At 42.2% G+C, this 20,647-nt stretch carries 18 protein-coding genes; 16 read left to right on the forward strand and 2 right to left on the reverse strand.

What is annotated here, in order from left to right:
• Window position 1: 1 nt before the first annotated feature.
• Together AAEY88_RS07580 and AAEY88_RS07585 are read left to right on the forward strand one after the other, a co-directional pair.
• Complete coding sequence (locus tag AAEY88_RS07580; protein ID WP_350561049.1) at window positions 2-1,408, forward strand: YjiH family protein; 1,407 nt, start codon at window positions 2-4, stop codon at window positions 1,406-1,408.
• A gap of 168 nt (window positions 1,409-1,576) precedes the next feature.
• Window positions 1,577-3,088 carry an aldehyde dehydrogenase family protein gene (locus AAEY88_RS07585; RefSeq protein ID WP_350561051.1) on the forward strand — a complete coding sequence of 504 codons (1,512 nt, stop codon included), beginning with the start codon at window positions 1,577-1,579 and terminating at the stop codon, window positions 3,086-3,088.
• A gap of 235 nt (window positions 3,089-3,323) precedes the next feature.
• On the opposite strand, the gene AAEY88_RS07590 is transcribed toward AAEY88_RS07585, so the two are convergent.
• On the reverse strand, window positions 3,324-4,322 hold the full coding sequence (locus AAEY88_RS07590) for a helix-turn-helix domain-containing protein (protein ID WP_350561053.1): 999 nt from the start codon (window positions 4,320-4,322) through the stop codon (window positions 3,324-3,326).
• A gap of 396 nt (window positions 4,323-4,718) precedes the next feature.
• On the opposite strand from AAEY88_RS07590, the gene AAEY88_RS07595 reads away from it, so the two are divergent.
• The 3 genes from AAEY88_RS07595 (at window position 4,719) to AAEY88_RS07605 (ending at window position 8,222) form a co-directional block, all read left to right on the forward strand.
• Complete coding sequence (locus tag AAEY88_RS07595; RefSeq protein WP_350561055.1) at window positions 4,719-6,536, forward strand: acyl-CoA dehydrogenase; 1,818 nt, start codon at window positions 4,719-4,721, stop codon at window positions 6,534-6,536.
• Between the two features lie 44 nt (window positions 6,537-6,580).
• Window positions 6,581-7,363, forward strand: a complete 783-nt coding sequence (locus AAEY88_RS07600) for an SDR family NAD(P)-dependent oxidoreductase (protein WP_350561057.1) — start codon at window positions 6,581-6,583, stop codon at window positions 7,361-7,363.
• 97 nt (window positions 7,364-7,460) lie between these two features.
• Window positions 7,461-8,222: an SDR family oxidoreductase gene (locus tag AAEY88_RS07605; protein WP_350561059.1), complete on the forward strand. Its 762-nt coding sequence runs from the start codon at window positions 7,461-7,463 to the stop codon at window positions 8,220-8,222.
• Window positions 8,223-8,269: 47 nt separating this feature from the next.
• On the opposite strand, the gene AAEY88_RS07610 is transcribed toward AAEY88_RS07605, so the two are convergent.
• Window positions 8,270-9,058, reverse strand: coding sequence for an IclR family transcriptional regulator C-terminal domain-containing protein (locus tag AAEY88_RS07610; protein WP_350561061.1), 789 nt, complete (start codon window positions 9,056-9,058; stop codon window positions 8,270-8,272).
• A 34-nt stretch (window positions 9,059-9,092) separates the two neighbouring features.
• Here AAEY88_RS07610 and AAEY88_RS07615 point away from each other — a divergent pair, with 34 nt between their 5' ends.
• The 11 genes from AAEY88_RS07615 (at window position 9,093) to AAEY88_RS07665 (ending at window position 20,390) form a co-directional block, all read left to right on the forward strand.
• Window positions 9,093-10,451 (forward strand): lyase family protein, encoded by a 1,359-nt coding sequence (locus tag AAEY88_RS07615; RefSeq protein ID WP_350561063.1) that lies wholly within the window; start codon window positions 9,093-9,095, stop codon window positions 10,449-10,451.
• A gap of 279 nt (window positions 10,452-10,730) precedes the next feature.
• The gene (locus AAEY88_RS07620; RefSeq protein ID WP_350561109.1) at window positions 10,731-11,792 is read left to right on the forward strand and encodes a TRAP transporter substrate-binding protein; all 1,062 of its coding nucleotides are present in this window, start codon (window positions 10,731-10,733) and stop codon (window positions 11,790-11,792) included.
• Window positions 11,793-11,863: 71 nt separating this feature from the next.
• Window positions 11,864-12,775 (forward strand): TauD/TfdA family dioxygenase, encoded by a 912-nt coding sequence (locus AAEY88_RS07625; RefSeq protein ID WP_350561065.1) that lies wholly within the window; start codon window positions 11,864-11,866, stop codon window positions 12,773-12,775.
• Between the two features lie 12 nt (window positions 12,776-12,787).
• Window positions 12,788-13,567, forward strand: coding sequence for a class II aldolase/adducin family protein (locus AAEY88_RS07630; RefSeq protein ID WP_350561067.1), 780 nt, complete (start codon window positions 12,788-12,790; stop codon window positions 13,565-13,567).
• Between the two features lie 293 nt (window positions 13,568-13,860).
• On the forward strand, window positions 13,861-15,069 hold the full coding sequence (gene pcaF, locus AAEY88_RS07635; protein WP_350561069.1) for a 3-oxoadipyl-CoA thiolase: 1,209 nt from the start codon (window positions 13,861-13,863) through the stop codon (window positions 15,067-15,069).
• A 2-nt stretch (window positions 15,070-15,071) separates the two neighbouring features.
• Window positions 15,072-16,244 (forward strand): alpha/beta fold hydrolase, encoded by a 1,173-nt coding sequence (locus tag AAEY88_RS07640; protein ID WP_350561071.1) that lies wholly within the window; start codon window positions 15,072-15,074, stop codon window positions 16,242-16,244.
• A gap of 63 nt (window positions 16,245-16,307) precedes the next feature.
• Window positions 16,308-17,036, forward strand: coding sequence for a protocatechuate 3,4-dioxygenase subunit beta (gene pcaH / locus AAEY88_RS07645; protein WP_350561073.1), 729 nt, complete (start codon window positions 16,308-16,310; stop codon window positions 17,034-17,036).
• Between the two features lie 3 nt (window positions 17,037-17,039).
• Window positions 17,040-17,663 carry a protocatechuate 3,4-dioxygenase subunit alpha gene (gene pcaG / locus AAEY88_RS07650; protein ID WP_350561075.1) on the forward strand — a complete coding sequence of 208 codons (624 nt, stop codon included), beginning with the start codon at window positions 17,040-17,042 and terminating at the stop codon, window positions 17,661-17,663.
• Between the two features lie 73 nt (window positions 17,664-17,736).
• Window positions 17,737-18,927 carry a 4-hydroxybenzoate 3-monooxygenase gene (gene pobA / locus AAEY88_RS07655; protein WP_350561077.1) on the forward strand — a complete coding sequence of 397 codons (1,191 nt, stop codon included), beginning with the start codon at window positions 17,737-17,739 and terminating at the stop codon, window positions 18,925-18,927.
• A 147-nt stretch (window positions 18,928-19,074) separates the two neighbouring features.
• Window positions 19,075-19,746: a 3-oxoacid CoA-transferase subunit A gene (locus AAEY88_RS07660; protein WP_350561079.1), complete on the forward strand. Its 672-nt coding sequence runs from the start codon at window positions 19,075-19,077 to the stop codon at window positions 19,744-19,746.
• Window positions 19,746-20,390, forward strand: coding sequence for a 3-oxoacid CoA-transferase subunit B (locus AAEY88_RS07665; RefSeq protein WP_350561081.1), 645 nt, complete (start codon window positions 19,746-19,748; stop codon window positions 20,388-20,390). Before AAEY88_RS07660 ends, AAEY88_RS07665 begins: the two co-directional genes overlap by 1 nt.
• The last annotated feature ends 257 nt before the right edge of the window (window positions 20,391-20,647 follow it).

Here is a 20,647-nt window from a genome sequence, read left to right on the forward strand (position 1 = left end):
AATGACGGTTAATATCACAAAATCACAGCAGCCAGTATTAGGTACCAATGCTGTCGATCCAAAAACACCACAAGGCGCGCAGTGGCGAGCGTCGATGTGGAAGTTTATGTTGTTTTCGGCGCTGGGTATTGCGCTGTTTATCATTCCCTTTCAATGGGATGGCAAGGTTACCATTCTACTCGGGGTATTAACGGATACTTTGCAAGGATTGATAGGCGGTTATGTCGCTTATGTCGCGATTGCGATAGTGACGACTTCCTTTCTAGGGGCATTAGCGATGAAGATATTGCGACCTAACTTGCCTGAAGAGTCCCTATTAAAAGGGATGTTCGATGTTGATTGGTTTTGGCTCGTTGCTCGCTTTTTAGGAACGCTATTTATTTGGATGATTTTTTTACAAATAGGTCCTGAATTCGTTATTAACCGTAATACTGGTGGCGTCATTTTTGAGGATCTAGTCCCAATTTTGATTCCGTTGTTCTTTTTTGCGATTTTGTCTTTACCCTTCTTGACCGATTTTGGTTTGATGGAGTTTTTAGGGACATTAGCCAGCAAGCTATTTGTCAAACTATTCAAGCTGCCGGGACGTTCAGCGGTTGATGCGATGTCTTCTTGGTTTGGAGCAGCTTCTATTGGTTTGCTAGTCACAATGAAAGAGTATGATAAAAGCTACTATAGCCAGCGTGAAGCGGCCATTATTGCGACGACCTTTTCGGTGACCTCTATTGCCTTTACTTACGTTGTAGCAAAAACTATTGGCGTAGAAAATAACTTTGTTTTCTTTTATTTAACGGTTGCCTTGACGGGCTTTATAGCCGCCATTATCATGCCGCGTATACCACCGCTATCACTAAAACCTGATACTTACCACTCTGGTAAAAGTATGCTTGATGAAGAGATTCCTACCCAATATAGTACCTATCAATGGGCGGTCAATCGTGCTGTGACGCGCTCGCATTCTATGCCTAGCTTAGGTCATGTATTCAAAAACAGCTTAAAGAATTTGTTTGATATTTATTTTGGACTTATTCCGGTCATTTTTGCTATCGGAGTACTCGGTTTAGGATTGGCAGAATACACCCCCGTCTTTGATTGGTTGGCCACACCTTTAGTACCGCTGCTTGAGTTATTAAGGATTCCAGAAGCTGCCGATGCCGCGCCTGCTATGATCATGGGCTTTGCCGACATGTATTTACCAGCATTGGTTGGTCAGAGTATTGAAAGTGAGATGACCCGATTTATTGTTGGGGCGGCATCTATCACTCAGATTATTTATATGTCTGAGGTTGGTGCGCTGATTTTAAAATCAAATATTAAGCTTAACGTATTAGAGCTGTTCGTTATCTTTATTATCCGTACGCTAATTAGCTTAGTGGTTATTACTTCAATTGCACATTTGCTGTATTGATCGTTAGTGCACTACTACTTTATCACTATTAACTAATAGTTTAATAGTGATAACGTCAATAGAATCGGTCTAATTTTATAGATTACAGAGTTAGACTGGTTACTAACCTGTTAACTTTAATAAAAAATAGAATATTATATTAAAAATAATTAGAGGTAACATCTCATTATGAAAATCACACAATCTGAAGGTATAACAAGAGTCGCAGCAAAAGAGACGGTTCAAAATGAGGTAATACTAAACGCTGCCTATATAAATGGTGAATGGATAAATATCAGCTCGTTGTCCGTTAGTCGTGATGATACTAGCTTCCATTCTTTATATGATCCAAGCTCGGGCGAAGTCATCGCCACCACTCAATTGTGCAATAAATCTCAAGTAGACGCTGCGGCTACTGCGGCCTCTAAAGCCTTGCTGGCATGGTCGCAAACGACAGTAAGCGAGCGTGCTGACTATTTAAACGCTATTGCAGACGCTATGGAGCAACAGTTTAATAAGTTGGTGGGGTTGTCAGTTTTAAATAGCGGTAAACCAATCGAAGAGGCAAAAATAGATATCAGTGATGCCATCGCTTGCTATCGCTACTATGCCAATTTGATTGCCGGTCAGACAACCTTGACTGAAGTTACGACTAATGAGTCGGGCATTCGATTACTTAAAACCTTAGCGCCTATTGGCGTTTGTGCCCTTATCGTACCTTGGAACTTTCCCATGGTAACGACCTCTTGGAAACTAGCACCCGCTTTGGCCGCTGGCTGTACGGTGATTTTAAAGCCGTCTGAGGTGACCTTGCTACCAGAACTCATGCTGGGTAATATATTGTCTGCTATCGGCTTACCAAAAGGAGTGGTCAATATCCTACCGGGTGCTGCCGAAGTAGGGGTAGCGATGACCAGTCACCCACTAATTGATAAAGTTTCTTTCACGGGCAGTAATGGGGTCGGCGAAAAGGTCATGATACAAGCCGCCAAAGGTATAAAAGATATCAGTCTAGAGCTTGGTGGCAAGTCTGCCATTATCGTTCGCGCTGATGCCGACATAGATCATGCCTGTGATTTAGTCATTGGAGGTATATTTACCAATGCCGGTCAGATATGCTCTGCAACCTCAAGGCTATTAGTTAATCATGATATCGCTCAGAAACTGTTTGCACAGCTAAAGATTAAAACAAACAACCTGCAAGTGGGTGATGGCTTTGATCCTGATACGCAAATGGGGCCACTAGTCAGTCAGCAGCAACTCACGCAAGTACAAAAATATCTGGATATCGCAACGATAGAAAACCTTGAATGTCTGACCAGTGGTAACGCATTGGATAAACAAGGCTATTTTGCTAGTCCAACAATCTATATAAATGTATCAACAGACAGTCAGTTATGGCAAGAAGAAGTGTTTGGGCCGGTACTTGTCAGTACAATCTTTAAAGATGATGCCGAAGCCATTCGTATGGCGAACGATAGCAAATTTGCATTGGCAGCGACCATTGTCAGTGCTGATGAACAAGCAGCGTTAGAGATGGCATTACAAGTTCAAGCCGGACATATCTGGATTAATGAGCAACAAATCGTCCTTCCTGAAGCAGGTTGGGGTGGATTTAAGCAAAGTGGCATTGGCCGCGAGCTGGGCGAGGATGGTCTGTCATCTTATCAACAGAGCAAGCATATCCTCTTACCTAACTAAGCGAATTAAATAGAATTAATAGCCAGTCGCTAGGTGCCATTAGTTAGTCTCTATCGTCAATTAACGCTATCTTGAAGCAGGCTGTTATGCCACTCTTAAGATAGCGTTTTATTTTATGTATGGCTTGATTGATATACCGAAATGGACAGTCACTAACTTTGCGTTACTATTTTACTAATAAAAATTTGCGCGCAGCAGAGTAATTAATAACGCAAAAAATATGGCAGAAGCACCATCAAATGGACATACGAGAAAACTTGTTTTGATATTCCTTTGGCGTCAGTTCTGTGGCGCGTTTAAACAAGCGCGTAAACGAAGATATGTCGTTATAGCCGACTTGATCAGCCAGCGATTTTATAGTCACGTCTCCTGATTCCAATAAGCGTTTAGCCTGCTCAATTCTTACGGCTTGAATATACTCAATAGGACGCATAGCCATACAGGATTGAAAGCGTCTGTTCAATGTCCGTGACGTGATATTAACCATCGCTGCCAAGTCACTGATTTTTATGAGTTGCTTAAAATTGTCCTCAATAAATTCTTGCACGCGTTTTACCAGCGGGTCTGAATGGGGCTTATACAAGGTAACATTGGTATAACTATTCTGATTGCCTCTTTTACTGTCAATGATTTGCGTTTTTGCTACTTGAGTTGAGATCTCTCGCCCGCAGTAGCGCTCTATCAATAACAAAGCCAAATCATAAAAAGCACTACCGCCCGCCGCGCAAAATATATTGCCTGACTGGGTCACAAATTGATTTTCCTGCAAATCAATCAAGGGAAAGTCTGCCTTAAACTTACGTGCATAACCCCAATGTGTAGTCGCTGTTAAGCCATCAAGAATGCCAGCTTTTGCTAAAAAAAACGCACCGCTACAATTACTAGCAATATCTGCCTGGGTGTTAGCGAGTCGTACTATATGCGGTAATAAGTCTACATTTTGCGTTAAAACCTTATCTATTGAATCGCCAATGGTTGGAATTAACAGTAAGTCACAGTGAGTCACGTCCTCAATATCGCAATGCGCTTGCATAATTAAACGATTGCTACCTCTAATGTCTGAGCCATGCAAACTGGCAATCTGCACGTCAAACTTTGGCTCTACTATCTGACCCAAAAATCGTTGCCAACTGACCCCCGTAAATGAAAACAAATCTAACGCGCCAGACAATACACTGCCAAGTACGCCATCAAACCCGAGGATTATGACTTTAAAAGGCTTTACATGGGGCATAGGTTTATCATCCTTTAGCCATTGTTAATGGTATGTTAGATAAGTACATAGTCGATCCAATTTAAAAATGATGCAATATTACTGGCCTACTGGTATGAATTTTTTGCAGCCTCTGTCCCGCTTGCGAACAGCAAGCAAGAAAAATTTATACCAGCTACACGAGACAATATAGATATGGTTTCATCTTACTGCCTATCGATGTCTTATTTCACCATAATTATGTCATAAATGACAATACAGCAAAGCGACAAATTAGACTAATATCAATTGATAAGTATTTTATGGTGCTCGGTTTATCTAGTTTAATCATCAAACAGAAACCAAAAAATATGCTAAAAATATATGAATAAGTAAACCTATATACATAATCTATTGGCCCACCAAAGAGAAAACACGATGGCAGCAGATACCCTTATCAATGACTTTGAACTCCCTTTCCAACTGTATGATGTGCTAGACACCGAAAGGCTTTGCAACAGCCCTAAGTTTGAAGAGCACAACCGTGCCACCTTCGACGCTGTATTAGACACCGCGAAAAAAATGGCAACCAATTTATTTTTGCCACACAATCATATCGCGGATCAGAATGAACCGCAGTTCGATGGTAAAAAAGTCAGCATGATAGACGATGTGCAAGTCGCTTTTGATGCGTTTAGAGAGTCAGGCTTTATAGCCGGTCGTTATTCGTTTGAAGAGGGTGGCATGCAATTACCTGAAACGGTGATGACCGCAGTGGCAGGCTATTTTATGGCGGCCAATCCCTCAACCACGGCTTATCCGTTTTTGACCACCGCAGCGATTAATGTGCTCTCACACTTTGCCAGCGATGATATCAAAAACGCCTTTATGCCACGCCTGTTAACCGGCGAATTTACCGGAACAATGGCGTTAACTGAGCCGCATGCTGGCTCGTCGCTTGCCGATATAAGAACCACAGCGGTCAAACAAGATGACGGTTCTTACCGAATAAAAGGCAGCAAGATTTATATCTCAGGTGGCGATCATGAGTTGTCTGACAATATTATCCATTTAGTATTGGCTAAAGTTCCGGGTGGCCCTGGCGGTGTCAAAGGCATTTCTTTGTTTGCCGTGCCAAAATATCGATTGAATGATGATGAGTCGATAGGTGTCCGCAATGACGTTCATTTAACTGGCTTACTACATAAGCTCGGTTATAGAGGCACAACCTCGACGTCATTAAGCTTTGGTGATGAAGGTGATTGCTATGGTTATCTCATCGGCGAAGAACATTTCGGCTTGCGTTATATGTTTAAGATGATGAATGAAGCCCGTATTGCGGTTGGTTTTGGCGCGGCGATGATTGGTTATCGTGGTTATCAGTATTCTTTAGCTTATGCAAAAGATAGAACGCAAGGCAGAATCGCACCCAACAATAAGCCCGAACACGATGCAACGGCTATCATCAATCATGGTGATGTTAAGCGCATGCTACTGGCGCAAAAAGCTTATACCGAAGGCGGCATCTCGTTGTGTTTGTATGGCTCAAATCTTATTGACCGAATCAATACTTGTGATGACGAAACCCTCAAAACGGAGCTATCGGAGTTGTTAGATTTACTGACTCCGGTGTTAAAAGCATGGCCCTCTGAATATGGGCCCAAAGCGAACGACTTGGGTATTCAAGTATTGGGCGGCGCAGGCTATACGCGTGAATATTATGCCGAGCAATTTTGGCGTGACAATCGTCTGAACCCCATCCATGAAGGGACAAATGGCGTACAAGCTTTAGATTTGTCATTCCGTAAATTGTGGCAAAACCAAGGTCTTGGTATTCAAATCTTAAAACGTGAAATTACGCAGGATTTGGAAAGCGCCAATACTTTAAAAAGCACGCCAGAGTCCGCAAATCTTGCAGGCAAGCTGATGCCTTATATGGGTCATTTGCATGAAGTTTTAGTACATTTAAGCAAAATACTACAAACTGAAAAAGCGATTACGCTGACTGGTAATGCCCAAGCCTTAATGAACATATTTTCTTCAATAGTGGTGAGCTGGATCTGGATTCGTCAGGCTAGCAAAGCCGAACAGTTGCTAAGTGATACGCAAGACAATGAAAAGCAGAATTTTTATAAAGGCAAAATACAAGCGGCAATATACTATATTGATTGGGAATTGCCCACTATAAAACGCGATATAGCAATTTTAACCAACACCAATTCTGTTTGCACGGATATGCAAGCTGACTGGTTCTAAAAGAGCTGATTCTAATCAAAATAAAACATTTAAGGGAATAAATTATGACACTGACCACAAACGGACTTGCCTCAGATGTAGCAGGTAAACGGATTTTAATTACCGGTGGCGCTTCGGGAATCGGCGCGGCAAGCGCCATCCTGCTGGCGAGTCGGGGTGCTAAAGTTGTGATTGGCGATTTGGCTGAAGAGCTTGGACGAGCTGTCGCAAAGCAAGGACAAGATGCCGGCAATACCATATTGTTTAAAAAAGTAGATGTCACCAGTGGCGATGATGTACGAGCATTATTTGCTTTTGCTATGCAAGAACTCGGTGGCCTTGATGTGGTGGTCAATAATGCCGGCATTGATCATAAGCCTGCACCTATGCATCAGCTCAGCGATGACGACTTCGACCGTAATATCGCTGTCAATCTAAAAGGCGTATGGCATTGTATGCGTGCTGCTGTCAGTTGTATGGCACCAAATGGTGGTGGTCATGTGATTAATGTGGCCTCTATTGCTGGTTTACGTTCTGCGCCTTTGCTTTCGGCTTATAGCGCTGCCAAGCATGGCGTTATGGGACTTACCAAGTCTGCTGCTCATGAATATGCCCGGGTAAATATCCGCTTTAATGCGGTATGTCCAAGTTTTATTGATACGCCAATGGTACGTAATACCATGGCTAATATGGACGAGCGCGCCCAGCAATCGCTTATAAAAGCCAGTCCGATGCGCCGTTTAGGCACTGTTGATGAGGTTTCAGGCGCTATTGCATGGCTGGCTAGTGATGAAAGTAGCTTTATGAATGGTCATGCCTTTACTCTGGATGGCGGTATGTTGGCTTAACGGCCTATAAACAGATGTAAGCAAATGATTAGAAGCCTAATTAATGATTGGGCTATTTTTACAAGAATAATTTTTTATAAATATAAAAGGAATAGTCATGAAAGATTTATTTGATTTAACCGGAAAAATTACCTTAGTCACCGGCGCAAGTCGCGGCATTGGTGAATCTATCGCACGTTTGCTGGCGTCAAGAGGCGCCCATGTTATTGTTTCTAGCCGTAAAATCGATGCATGCCAAGCGGTTGCTGATAGTATTGTAGCTGATGGCGGCAAGGCCAGTGCGTTCCCTTGTCATGTGGGAGAAATGGCGCAAATAACAGCCATCTTTGAGCATATCAAAAGTGAGTTTGGCCAAATCGATATTTTGGTGAATAATGCGGCGGCAAATCCTTACTATGGACATATCTTAGATACTGATCTGGCAGCTTTTGAGAAAACAGTCGATGTGAATATACGCGGCTATTTCTTTATGTCGACTGCTGCTGGCAAAATGATGCGAGAGCAGGGCGGCGGGGTGATATTAAATACCGCGTCGGTAAATGGCGTGGTCGCTGGCAACAAGCAAGGTATCTATTCAATCACTAAAGCGGCAGTTATTAGTATGACTAAAGCTTTTGCCAAGGAATGTGGGCCTTTAAATATTCGCGTCAATGCATTGCTACCCGGTCTCACAGATACCAAGTTCGCCTCTGCCTTAACTACCAATGATACAGTATTAAATATGGCCCTCAAGGCGATTCCATTAGGCCGCGTTGCCCATCCGGATGAAATGGCAGGCACAGTTCTGTATTTAGTTTCTGATGCGTCAAGTTATACCACAGGAGCTTGTGTCATCGTTGATGGCGGGATGTTGGCTTAGTCTATTAAGTTTTAAAACTAGGTAAATTGTGCTGAAGTAGCTTCCAGTCAAATATAGTAGGTTTGTATTTTTGCAGCGCAATCACGTAGTATTGGCAAAAAATTTTCAATTAAAGTGTCATGGGAAATGCGCATGGCATTGGTGCTAATATTAATTGCACCAATTAATTCATTATTTGATTTGTAGACTGGAAGTGCAAGCGATCGTAAACCTATATCTAACTCTTGATCCACGACGACATATTTCTTTTCTTTGACTTCTTTTAGCGTTTGATGAAATTGGTCGCGATCGGTAATGCTGTATGGAGTATGAGAAAACAGCTCAACTTCGTTAATATAGTTTTCGAGCTGTTCACTAGGAAGATTAGCAAGAATAGCGCGTCCCATAGAAGTATAAGCAACAGGTAGTCTTGTCCCAATCGATAAAGCAATAGACAGTAAGCGATGTTCGGCTGCAGAGCGGGCAATATAAACTACTTCATCACCATTCAATACCGCAAATGAACAGGATTCACCTGTCTTTTCAGTCACACGCTCTAAGTAAAACTGAATAATATCGTGATGATGTACACTGCTTAAATAACTCGCGCCAAGGCTTAGGGTTTTGGGTGACAAACTAAACTGGCGCTTGTTTTTATGGACGTAACCGAGGGCGTGCAACGTTAAAAGGTAACGTCGAGCTTTTGCTCTATCCATCTCAGTGCGTTCGGCCACTTCGCTCAGAGTCATAACCGAATGATTTTCATCAAAGGTTAGCAATACGCTGAGACCTCCTGCAAGAGAGGCAACAAAATCTGGACTATCGACGGTTATTTTCTTATCTTGTTCGTTATGCATACTGTTTAATACTTACTAAAACTAGGGAGTCTAAATGAAAATTACTCAATTAATCAATCAGCCTTTTGTACACCCTGATATCGCAAATGATTTTTCTGATCATTTATTTGTTCAGGCTATGTTAGATTTTGAATTGGCCATCATAGAAGTCAGAAAAAATCAGGGTCTTATTCCCGAAGAAATACTACAGAAATCTAAGCAAGCGTTAGCGATAGATTTGTTTGATATTGATGCTATTGGGGCGCAAACCTATATGGGTGGCAATGCTGCTATTCCTTTTGTGATACAAGCCAAAGCCTTGTTACCTCAAGAAATAAAGCCGTATTTTCATCAAACAGTGACCAGTCAAGATGTTATTGATACGGCAATGATGCTGATGCTCAAGCCAGCACTAAAACATATTAACTATGATTTAATTGAGGTGCTCAAAGCCTGTGGGGTATTGATTGAGAATCATCGCGCAACACCGATGGCCGGTAGAACCTTACTGCAACAAGCATTACCAATTACCTTTGGGGTAAAAGTATCACAGTGGGTGTCATCATTAATCGCTATTATACCAAATCTAGCGCAATTAGAGCGTTCTGGATTTTATCTACAATGGGGTGGTCCGGTTGGGGTCAGTGATGAAGAAAATGAGCGTTATGAATTGCCTCAGCAAGTTGCAAAAGTCCTCGAGTTATCAATGCCATTACTACCTTGGCATACTAACAGACAGCCTATTCATGCGATAGCTTCTGCCTTAGATGCTTGTGCCGGTGCTATGGAAAATATCGTCGAAGATATTGCTTTGATGTGTCAATCCGAATTGGGCGAAGTAGCTGAGCCCGCTATTATTGGTATGGGTGAATCATCATCGATGCCCCATAAACGCAATCCTGTATTATGTGCCTTAATTAAAGCAGCCACTTTAAGAATGCATGGACATCTAAGCGTGATTAGCAACACAACAGCCCAACCTTTTGAGAGAGGGTTAGGGCAATGGCATGCCACTTGGATGCCTTTAACTGAAGGTGTGGCTTTGATTGCGGGTGCGACAGCCTATCTGAAAATCTTATTACAAGGATTGCAAGTTTACCCCGAGCGCATGGTAGCTAATCTCGATTTAAATAGCGACGCCTATCTAATTAAAAACTTGCAGCGTCATTTTTCCGTCAATCGAGATCAAATTTATCCTTTGATGGAGAAAGCTAGCCAAGAAGCACATATAGATCACAAGGGGTTTTCGCAAACTTTTTTGGCTCTACTAGCAAAGCTACCTCTAGATTGGGATGACAATAATGGCGAGCTTACAGCAATCCTGTCGCCTCTAACCTACTGTGGTGCAGCGGATAGACAATGCCAAGTGACATTACAAGCGATTGATAAATCAATTCTGCTCTTAGAGAGATAACTAGATTGACAGAAGAATAGAAAAGGTATAAGTTAGTTCACTATACGAACATTAATTCTAATGTAGAACAAAGTATATTACTTTATTAGAGCCGTTATGAGAGAAATACAACCGCAGTCTAAGTTTTTTACCAAAAACGATCAGCGGTAGGCCAGTACGATGGTTCTTCAGCTGAAATTCGCCCTGACGATTCGCTGTTACAAGTCATCAACGTGGTGTTTTAAGAGGCACCTAACTTTGTATTAGAATTATTTTTAAACATCAAAAAAGGAATTTATGATGAAGAAAACGCTCCTAGCTAGTATGGCATTAGCAGCTTTGATTGGTATTACTGGCTGCTCGCAATCAAACGATACCGCCACTAGCGATAATGCGGTTGTGGACTCTAAAGATGTTACAGTATTACGTTTTTCACATTTTTGGCCAGCCACCTCAGCAACACATCAAGATATCTTCGAACCTTGGGCGAGAAAGGTTGAAGAAGAGTCAAATGGTAAACTTAAGGTTGAGATTTATCCTTCCGCAACACTCAGTACAGCGGATACCACCTATGATTCAGCTGCTAAGGGAACTATTGATATAGGCTCACAAGTTCAAGGTTATTCAAACGGCCGCTTTCCATTGACTCAAATCGCAGAACTCCCAGGTCTCTCTAACTCAGCTACTCAAATGAACTGTATGTTGCAAACGTTGTATGATGATGGGGTTATATCAAGCGAATATGAAGATACGCATTTATTATTTATGATGGGTACTGGTCCTGGAGGAATACATACTGTTGATAATCCGATACGCACGCCAGATGATTTGAAAGGCTTGCGTATGCGTCGTCCTTCAGCTATTGCTGGTGACATTATTGAAGCTGCAGGAGGAACGCCTGTCGGTTTACCTGTCACTGATCTTTATACTTCTCTTCAACGTGGCGTTTTAGATGGAGTAAGTCTTCCATGGGATGCTGTAGGTGCATTTAAACTCAATGAACTTGTAAATACCCACACAAATATGCCTTTTTATAGTTCTGCTATCCTGGTTACTATGAACAAAGATAAGTATGAAAGCCTTTCTGACGACCTTAAAAAAGTCATCGATGACAACTCGGGTAAAATGATGGCTGCTATTGCGGGTAAAGTTTTTGATGGAGAGGACGCCAAATTTATGGCTGAGGCAAAAGCTAAAGGGGATATTATGATAGATATTCCTGATCCATTGAATGATCCTGCATGGAAAGGTCCGTTAGAAGCAGGTACTCAAAAGTACCTAAAAGATGTTGGAGATCTTGGATTGGATGCACAAAACGTTTATCAAAAAGCTAAAGAAGCCAGTGCTGCATGTAAGTCTTAAGCTGTAAAATTTCAAAACCAATTTTATATCAAAAGACATAATATATAACTAAATTTTAAAGGATTAAAATTATGAAAAATATTACGCATCCAACGGGACTCTTTGATAATAGTGCCAGAGATTATAAGCACATTACTGCTGTTCCCTTAGCATCGGCTATGGGAGCAGAAATACAAGGCGTAGATTTAAGCAACGTCAGTGATGACGTCATGGCTGAGATTCAAAATGCATTGTATAGGCACAAACTTATTTTTTTTAGAGACCAAGAAATCTCTTTTACGGATCATGAAAATTTAATACTTAAGTTTGGTGAGTTCGGAACGGATGCATACACCAAAGGTGTGGTTGGCCATGAGAATATTCAACCGGTCATTAAAGAAGCCACTGTTGAAACAAAAATGGTATTTGGAAGTGGCTGGCACACAGATTCAGCGTTTTTAGATTGTCCCCCTTCAGTGGCTATAAACTACGGAAAAGACATGCCTCCGTATGGCGGAGATACGTTATTTGCAAACTCTGTGCTAGCTTATAACAGCTTAAGCCCCGCAATGAAAAAGATGATAGATCCCCTCAAAGTATGGATGAGTGCGAAGCATGTTGTTGCCTCTATGCAAGCCGAAAGACAATCAAAGAAAGCAAGTGAGTTAGGAAGCCTTGAACTTGATGTAGATACCCAAAAGATGGTTGAAGGCACCTATCATCCATTGGTAAGAACACATCCTGTTTCGGGTGAAAAATCCCTATATGTTGACAAAACTTATGCCTGTGGGATAGAAGGAATGACCGAGGAAGAGTCATTACCTTTACTTGATTTTTTATCTAGCTTCGCTACCCAAGAATCTTTTGTCTGCAGGCTGAAATGGTATAACAATACATTAATTATGTGGGATAACAGAATCTGTCTACATCAAGCTTTTAATGATTATGATGGCTACAGAAGAGAAATGTATCGTGCAGTAGTAATGGGCGAGAAACCAGAATAAAAGGAGAATACCATGGAAGATATTTTTGCATCCACAGTGACCCCTCCTGGGTATAGTGACGTTGAATGGAAAGCCAGAATAGATTTGGCACTCTGTTATAGAATGGTTGATCATTATGGTTGGACAACCCAAGTTTATAATCACATTTCATACAGAATACCTGGGACTGAGCATTTATTAATTAATGCATTTGGACTTTTATATAGTGAAATTAAACCATCAAATTTAGTAAAAATCGATTTTGATGGCAATAAGGTTGATGATTCACCCTATCCCATAAATAAAGCGGGTAATGTCATTCATACGGCCATTCATAAAGGCAGGCCAGATATACATTGTGTTATGCATACCCACAATATTGATGTTCAAGCAGTGAGTTCTTTGAAATGTGGTTTCATTCCATTATTTCAAGAAGCGTTTATGTTTTATGACAGAATCGGATATCATGATTTTGAAGGAATTGTCTTAGATGCGAATGAACAGCAAAGGTTAGTATCTTCAATAGGACCTACGAATCATACTTTAATGCTTAAAAACCACGGTGTGATAACCACAGGTCCTGATGTTGCCTGGGCATTTATGCGAATGTACCAAATGATTCAAGGCTGTGCCGTACAGCTTAAAACTATGGCTTCAGGTGGAGAATTAAATGAAATCAGTGAAGAGGCTATGGAACTAACCAGAGAGCAGTTTGAAGGCGGTGATGCGCAAGCAGGTGCTCAAGTTAGGCTTCCCGAATGGCCGGCTTACTACCGACTGATGAACAGACTTGATCCAAACTGGGCTAAGTAGGGTAGAAGCAGGACGTATACTTTTAAAGTAAGCACGATTATTTTTTGATTTGGCGATGTTAACGAAGTAAAAAAAGACCCAAAACTTGGGTCTTTTTTTATTGTAAATAATATTTCAGACTAAGATATAAAATATACTGGTTTTTAAATTGATCTTAAACTGATTCAAAATAATAAAAACATATATCCAGATTGACAGAGGAATAGAAAAGGTATAAGTTAATTCACTATACGAACATTAATTCTAATATAGAACAAAATGAGACGTGCTAATAGAGCCATAAGGAGAAAAACATGACTGCAGTTTATATTTGTCATCCAAAGCGATCAGCAGTAGGCCGTTATGGTGGCTCTTTATCCGACATTCGTCCTGATGATTTGCTGGCACAAGTCATCAAAGCGGTATTGGACGATGCGCCTGACTTTGATCACAGTGCGATTGAAGATGTTTTCATGGGGTGTGCGAACCAAAGTGGTGAGGACAATCGAAATGTGGCACGCATGAGTAGCTTATTATCTGGTTTAACAGAAAAGGTGCCGGCAACGACCATTAATCGCTTATGTGGCTCTGGTCTGGATTCAGTAGGGACGGCTTTTCGTGCCATCGCTAGTGGCGAAATGGAATTAGCTCTCGCGGGTGGTGTTGAGTCAATGACCCGTGCGCCACTGGTGGTAGGTAAGCCAGAAAAGGCTTATGATCGTAACCAAACATTGCAGGATACCACCATGGGCTGGCGCTTTGTTAATAAAAAACTGGATACCATGTATGGTACAGAAGCAATGCCACGCACCGCGGAAAACCTAGCGGAAAAATTTAATATTTCTCGCGAAGATCAAGACGCTTTTGCGTTATGGTCGCAACAAAAAGCCGCACAAGCACAAAATGACGGTCGTTTAGCGGCTGAGATTACACCAATTACTATCGAGAGACGTAAAAAAGAACCGCTTATCGTTGATAAAGATGAACATCCACGTCCAGACGTCGATATGGCTGCTTTAGCGAAACTACGCCCGTTATTTGAAAATGGCAGTGTGACCGCGGGTAATGCTTCTGGTATCAATGATGGCGCAGCGGCGATGTTAATTGCTAGTGAAGCCGCAGTAAGAAAATATGGTTTAACGCCTATGGCAAAAATTGAGGGCATGGCCACTGCTGGTGTGCTACCAACGATTATGGGTATCGGTCCAGTACCAGCAACACAGAAATTATTAAAGCGTCTCAACATCAGTTTAGATGATATTGATATTATCGAACTCAATGAAGCGTTTGCAGCACAAGCATTGGCTTGTTCACGAGAGTTGGGGTTAGCGGATCATGATGCCCGCATTAACCCTAAAGGTGGTGCTATTGCATTAGGTCATCCGCTTGGTGCTTCTGGGACACGCATATTGATTTCTGCCATTCACGAATTACAACGTACCAAAAAAGATCGTGCGCTCTGCACCATGTGTATCGGCGTTGGGCAGGGAATTGCCTTGATAGTGTCACGAGTAGGAGAATAAGAATGACATTTTTAGCAACAGACGCCCATCTTATGGCGTATCAAGATAGCGGCGAGACCTATTTGCCAGCACTATTTATGGCGCATCCATTAGGGATGAGTCGTGACGTTTGGGATGAGGTCTGCGATCAATTACACGGACATTATCGTTGTATTCGCTGGGATTTACCGGGACACGGTAGCAGCGGAGTAGCACAACAAGGAGTATCAGCAGAAATACTCGCTCGTGATGTCCTCCACTTAGCAGATAGTTTAGAGATCCAGAGCTTTAATTTCATCGGAACTTCCATTGGTGGTGTCATTGGTCAAAGCTTATGTCAGATAGCACCACAACGTCTAGATCAAGTTTGCCTCACTAATACTGGTGCTGTCATTGGTACTAAGGAAGCATGGGCAGAGCGCGCTGAGAATGTACGTCGTTTAGGCTTGGCTGAAATGGTTGAAATGATTGTGCCGCGTTGGTTTTCGCCAGATTATGCCAAGCAGTATCCTGAAGTGTTACAAGGCTGGAAAATACAACTAGCACGCAGCGATAATGAAAGCTATGCGAAGCTATGCGAAGCCTTAGCACAAGTCGATAATCGTAAGAAATTAGCGGGTTATGCCGATAGCATTGCTTTATTGGCTGGTTCAGAAGACGTGTCTACACCACTAACAGCGTTAGAAGGATTGCAAACCGCTTTTCCTGATGCACAGTTAACTGTATTTGAAGGTTCGGGGCACGTGCCATCGATTGAAATGCCAAGTCAATTGGTTGATTATATTCAAACCAATGCTGCCCGCGCGACTGTTGGTGAAACAGGTATTACTTACGAGCAAGGGCTGGTACAACGCAAGCGTATTCTTGGTGAAGTGCATGTTGAACAAGCGACTAAAAATGCCACCACATTAGACAACCCATTCCAACAATTTATTACGCGTAATGCCTGGGGAGAGCTGTGGGGAGATAGCAGTTTAACGGTACAACAACGCAGTATGGTGACGACAGCTATATTAGCGGCGCTTGGACGTGATGGTGAGTTAGGATTGCATTTGCGTACCGCGCACCGCTTGGGCATTAGTGAAGCACAGCTGCGTCAGGTACTGATTCATGTGGCCATTTACGCTGGTGTACCAGCAGCCAATCACGCCTTTTCTTTAGCCAAAGATAATGGTTGGGGTGAATCAATTTCTTAATATTGTATATACTAAAAATATTCTATAAATAAAGTTCGCTTTATAAAAATGGAGATAACCATAATGACTCATAAATACCCTTATTTTCTTGCTCGTGATCGGTCATGGCAGCCGGCGCAATATACGCCAGGTTATAAAACATCAGTTGCGCGCTCACCCCGCCAAGCCTTAGTCAGTATTCAAAATGCGAGTCCCTCAGAACGTAGCGGTCCCGTTTTTAACGGGTTAGAGATCGGTCAATACGACAATGATCTATTGATGAATTTTCGTGCAGAAGGCGCTCAAGCAGGCCTGCCTATTGGTGAGCGCATTGTTATGCACGGTCAGGTGATTGATCAATTCGGTAAGCCCGTAGCCAATACTCTAATTGAGATGTGGCAAGCTAATGCTGGGGGTCGATATCGCCATAAAAAAGACAGCTACCTTGCCCCCCTCGATCCTAATTTTGGTGGGGTTGGGCGTTGTATTACCGATGCTGATGGTCGCTATCGTTTTCGCACGGTGCGTCCGGGGCCTTATCCGTGGCCAAATGGGGTTAATACTTGGCGTCCTGCGCATATTCACGTATCTGTCATGGGCGCATCGATCTCAACACGGCTGATCACGCAACTGTATTTTGAAGGTGACCCCCTCATTCCACAGTGTCCAATTGTACAAGTATTAAAAGATCCTGAAGCCGTTGAAACGATGATTGCACGCTTCGATATGTCTATGAGTAAACCTATGGATTACTTGGCATATCGTTTTGATATTGTCGTTCGCGGCGCATTACAAACCTATTTTGAGGAGTAAAACATGTATAGCCAATACAAATTACAAGATCAAACCGGTCTATTGCGTGAAACTGCCTCACAAACGGCAGGTCCTTTTGTTCATATCGGTTTAGCACTAGAAATCGCTGGATTTGAACCGCGAGCAGATGAAATATGGCAAGATTTGGCTAATAAAGATGCCGAAGGTGAGCATATTGAATTGGTGGGTTACGTCTATGACGGCAATGGTGATTTGGTGCGTGATGCCCTGATAGAAATATGGCAAGCGGACAGTCAAGGTCATTATCTGGCTGATTTTGACAATAAAAAACCATTTCGTAGTTTTGGTCGTAGCACCTGTGCTTTAGATGGAGAGTTTCATTTTAATACTGTCAAACCAGGTCAAGTTGATTTTGATGGCAAACTCATGGCCCCTCACGTCAACATCGCTGTTTTTGCCCGTGGTATTAATCTGCATCTGCAAACCAGAGCCTATTTTGATGACGAGCAAGAAAGCAATAAAAACTGCCCAATCTTAACATCTGTTCCATCATCAGAACGTCGACAAACCTTGATAGCCGTCAAAGAAGAAGGGAAAGGTAAACCTTGTTATCGTTTTGATATATGTCTACAAGGCGAGGGTGAAACTGTCTTTTTTGACTTTTAAATTCAAAGTATTTCATAAATAGTAAATACACTTAATTAGCAATCGCATTTAATTAGACAATGAGAGGGATTTCATGACTAAAAAAACTCAAGTGGCCATTATTGGCGCGGGTCCGTCGGGCTTATTGCTCGGTCAATTACTTACTAAAGCTGGGATAGACAATATTATTGTAGAGCGCCAAACCGCAGAATATGTTTTAGGACGTATCCGTGCTGGCGTTTTAGAACAAGGTACCGTAGATTTAATTCGTGAAGCGGGTGCAGGTGCGCGCATGGATGAAGATGGATTAATCCATACCGGGACTGACTTCAGTTTCCAAGGCGAGCACCATCATCTAGATATCGCAAAATATAGCGGCGGCAAACATGTGGTCGTCTATGGTCAAACCGAAGTGACTCGCGATTTGATGGATGAGCGTGAGAAAGACGGTGGCGTTACCATTTATAAAACAGATAACGTGAAGCTACACGATATTGAATCAGACAAGCCGTATGTTACTTACGAACATAATGGTAAATCGCTCCGTTTAGATTGTGATTATATTGCAGGCTGTGATGGTTTCCACGGGGTGTCGCGAAAATCTATCCCTGCCGATAAACTAGAAGAATATGAGAAAGTTTATCCATTTGGCTGGTTGGGTTTGATGAGTGATACCCCGCCAGTAAATGATGAACTGGTTTATTGTGCCCATGAGCGTGGATTTGCCTTATGTTCAATGCGTTCTCTAACTAGAAGTCGTTACTACTTACAAGTGCCTGACACCGATAAAATTGAAGACTGGAACGAAGAAAAGTTCTGGGATGAGTTGAAGCGCCGCATTCCACCAAAAATGGCTGAACGCTTAGTTACTGGCCCGGCCATAGAGATGAGTATTGCACCATTACGCTCTTATGTATGTGAGACCATGCAATATGGCAAGTTGTTTCTAATAGGGGATTCTGCGCATATCGTACCACCAACAGGCGCTAAAGGACTGAACCTTGCTGCGAGTGATGTGGAAACTGCATTCCGTTTATTTGTAAAAATATATAAAGAAGGGCGTACTGACTTAATTCCACGCTATCAAGAAGTATGCCTAGCACGTGTTTGGAAATCGGTACGCTTCTCTTGGTGGATGACCACGCTCTTACATCGTTTCCCAAGTGCCAGTCGTTTTGATTTTCGGGTACAACAAGCGGAATTTGACTACTTCATTAATTCGGAAGCAGGGAAGACAAACATTGCTGAGAATTATGTTGGGTTATCACTTGAGGAATTAGAATAAACAACTCAGGTTGGCTATTCTGATCGTTGAAGTTAGTGAGTGTTATCTACTTATACGTTCGAGATATTATAGGCTATTGCGTAACATAGCTTACTATTTCAGGAGGGTATATTTGTAGGTGTAACCCTTTTTATACAGGATAATTCAATGTTAAATAAAGTGACAGAATCTGCCGCCGAAGCCGTGAATAATATCAATGATGGGGCGACCATCTTGATAGGCGGTTTTGGATTGGCAGGCCAACCAGCAGAATTGATTGATGCGTTGATCGAGCATAATGCTAAGAATCTAACGATTGTTAGTAATAATGCGGGTAACGGTGATACGGGACTGGCTTTGTTATTAAAAGCAGGGTGTGTGCGTAAAATTATTTGCTCTTTCCCGCGTCAACATGATTCGTATATCTTTGATGATTTATACCGAGCTGGAAAGATTGAACTTGAAGTGGTGCCGCAAGGGTCGTTGGCGGCACGACTTGAAGCGGGTGGGAGCGGTCTTGGTGCTATTTATACACCGACCGCGTATGGAACACTGCTTGCCGAAGGTAAGGAAACGCGCACCATTGATGGCGTGAATTATGTGTTGGAATATCCGATTAAAGGTGATTTTGCCCTTATCAAGGCATTTAAGGGTGATCGCTGGGGTAACTTAACTTATCGTAAAGCTGCACGCAACTTTGGACCTATTATGGCTACGGCATCGAAGCATACGATTGCTCAAGTCAGTGAGGTAGTAGCATTAGGTGCTTTGGATCCCGAACATATTATTACACCGGGTATTTTCGTCCATGAAGTCGTGTGTATGGGAGCAAAGACATAATGAATAATTATACACCCTGGTCCGTTGATGAGATTGCCAAATGGGTTGCTCAAGATATTGAAGAAGGCATGTATGTTAATTTGGGTATTGGTCAGCCAACGAAGGTCGCTGGCTTCTTGCCTGATGACAAAGATATTTTTTTACACAGTGAAAATGGTGTTTTAGGGATGGGACCTGAACCTGTAGAGGGTGAAGAGGACGGCGATTTGATTAATGCTGGTAAACAGTACATTACTTTGCTTAAAGGCGGTAGTTACTTTCACCATGGCGATTCCTTTACTATGATTCGCGGTGGCCATATTGATCTATGTGTCCTTGGTGCCTTTGAAGTTGCTGAAAACGGAGATATTGCTAACTGGTTTTTAGGTCGACAACAAGACATTCCAGCAGTGGGTGGTGCAATGGATTTAGCCGTTGGTGCTAAAGAAGTTTATGTGATGATGGACCATGTTAGCAAAAATGGTGCACCTAAAATTGTTGAGACCCTCAGTTTACCCATCACTGGTGAAAAATGTGTCGATCGAATCTATACTGATTTAGCGGTGATTGATGTTACCGATCAGGGATTGGTGGTTCGTGAGATGGTCGCTGGTTTAACTTTTGATGAGTTACAAGCCAATACGGGTGCTAAGCTAATACAATAATGATTTAGAACACGACCTAAAAGCAGTAAAATATCTAACCATCAAGAAAGGATTCTAAGATGAAAAGAAATCTATCTTCTGGAGCACTGCAAGCTGCTCTGCCTACCATGTCTAGCTACTCCAATAGCATTTCATCAGATTTTGATGAGGTAGGAGATGTCACATGGTATTTTTAGTCAAAGTCAGTCGCTTTATTGCAAGGATGTGCGAGTTCATTGGTGGTGTCAGCTTAATCATCATTGTGGTCGCCACCATTG

Source organism: Psychrobacter sp. CAL346-MNA-CIBAN-0220 (genome assembly GCF_040309805.1).
In the GTDB taxonomy this organism is placed as follows: Bacteria; Pseudomonadota; Gammaproteobacteria; order Pseudomonadales; family Moraxellaceae; genus Psychrobacter.